This is a genomic window from Sphingomonas gilva, from assembly GCF_003515075.1.
Lineage (GTDB): Bacteria > Pseudomonadota > Alphaproteobacteria > Sphingomonadales > Sphingomonadaceae > Sphingomonas > Sphingomonas gilva.
Genome location: NZ_QWLV01000016.1, coordinates 1 through 2,379, shown reverse-complemented (window position 1 = coordinate 2,379; position 2,379 = coordinate 1). Strand labels below are relative to the sequence as shown.

The window sequence follows — 2,379 nt, the reverse complement described above, 5'->3', positions numbered from 1 at the left end:
CGACGCAAACGGCAACACCACCACCCGCACCCTCCTCGCAGGCACCGGACACGGCGGCGGCGAGGCGCTGGTCGCCCGCCAGTGGAACGCCGACGGCGGCACCATCGAACATGGCTACGACGTGTTCGGCGACCTGCGCAAGCTGACCGATCCCCTCGACGCCCAGCAGCGCCGCCGCGTCACCAGGATGACCTATGACGGCATGGGCCGCCTCACCGCGCAGACCCGCGCCCAAGGCACCACCCTCGCCCTCACCGACCACTATGGCTACGACATCCTCGGCCAGCGGATCACCCACTGGAACGACTTCCTCAACCCGGACCCCGCCAACGTCTACAATGTCGAGCGCACCGACTATGACGCCATGGGCCGCGTCACCCGCACCCAGGGCTGGGGCGGCAACCCCGGATCGGGGTCCGGGGCGGGCGGCGACGTCACCACCTTCACCTACACCTGGCAGGCGGGCCTCCAGAACACCGGCCTCACCGGCAACACCACCGCCATCGGCGGATGGCTCAAAACAACCACCCACGCCAACACCAGGACCTCCTCCGAAACCACCGACCTCTACGGCCACGTCATCGCCTCCGAAGACATGGGCGGCTTCGACCAGGCGTTCACCTACGACCGCGCCGGGCGGGTGACGGGACGCTCGGGCGCGGGGGATCAGATCGTCTATGGCTGGCTCAACACGGGGCTCGCCGGCTCGGTGACCTCGGTCGGCGGCGGCACGACGCTCGCCACCTACGGCTATGACGCGAACGGCAACCGCACCGCCGAGAAGACGGTGATCGGCGGCGTCACCCGCCAGAACGCCACCGCCGTCTACGACGCGCTCGGCCGGATGACCAGCTGGGCCGATGCAGGCGGCGGCGCGACCCCGTCCGCATCGATCGCCTGGGAATATGACGCCGTCGGCAATATCCGGCGCACGCTCGCGAGCTACCGCACGCTCGACCGGGACAATAGCTGGAACGATCCGAGCACGAGCGAGCAATGGTACCGCTTCGATACGATGAACCGGATGGTCACCGCCGAGGGCAAGCTGACCGCCGTCGATGCGAACGGCGACGTCGTCACCGGCGATGCTGCGCGCGGGCTGGCGGGGGCTGCGATCGTGCGCGGCCAAGGCTTCGGGATCGACCTCCTCTACGACCAGGCCGGGCGGCGGGTGCAGGCGACGCGGACGATCCGCCGCACGCAGTTCGTGGTCAATCCCGCCTATATCCCACCCGACGGGCCGACGCCTTACGGCGGCGCGGCCGATGTCGCGCTTTCCGGCGGCGTCGCCGCCCCCGAGCCGCTGATGATCCCGCCGGGCACCGGCGGCACGCCCTATATCAATGTAGCCTATGCCGCGGAGAACCGCGAGGAATACGCATATGACGCGGCCGGCAACCTGATCGAGGTGGCGATCGCCGAGTCGAGCGCGGAAGACAATGGCGACGGCGGCGTGATCGTCACGCCTCCCGGCGCCGCTGGTACGACCGCGACCTTCGGCTTCGACAAGATGGGCCGTCAGCTCCGCCAGACCGATCTGGGCGGGGCGCAGCCCAAGTATGAGCGGGTGATCGCGTACAACGCCAAGGGGCAGGTTGCGAGCGAGACGGTGATCAGCCTGCAGGCGGTGGCGGCGGAAGGGGTGCAGACCGACACCTTCCGCTCGATCACGACCAACAATTACGGCTCGGGTTCGGGCTATGCGCTGGGGGCGGTGGTGACGTCTTCGACCACCAACGCCAAATGGTCGGGGAGCGCCTGGCAGTCCGAGGCCTCGTCGTCGACGTCGAACACCTATCACTGGTATGCCGGCGCCGAGCTTTACCGCACCTCGATCAGCCGCGACGGGCAGACCCAGGTGTCGACCTACAATCGCGACGGCGCGGGCGTGCTCGAGAGCGTCGCCATCGCCGACGGGCGGCCGCGCACGATCGCCTTCGCGAACGACGTCGACGGGCTGGCGATCGCGCGCGACGAGAGCGACAATGACCCGGGCCACGGCGACCCGCACGAGCGCTGGTACCGCTTCGCCGGGAGAGAGCTCGGCGCGATCGGCAACAACGGCACCACCGATGTCGATTACAAGGCCTCGCTTGGCCTGCGCACCCGCGCCTACGGCACGACCTGGTACGGCTCGGGCGCGTTCCGCTCGGGCCAGTTCTCAGGCCTCGCCCATGGCGACTTCGCCGACGGCTACGACGCGATCACCAGCTACGAGCAGGGGTCCGAGGGCGGCGGTTATGTCGTGCGCGGCGGCGAGACGCTCGCCTCCATCGCCGCGATGCAGTGGGGCGACGCCAGCCTGTGGTACAAGCTCGCCGAGGCCAACGGCCTCGCAGGCGACCCCGGATCGGGGTCCGGGGCAGGCGCACAGCTCCA

The 2,379-nt window shown here is 69.5% G+C and carries 1 protein-coding gene; it reads left to right on the top strand.

All coding sequences use genetic code 11. From position 1 onward, the window contains the following. Positions 1 to 2,379: RHS repeat domain-containing protein (locus D1610_RS16780; protein ID WP_147414364.1), on the top strand; the 2,379-nt coding region annotated here is incomplete at both ends.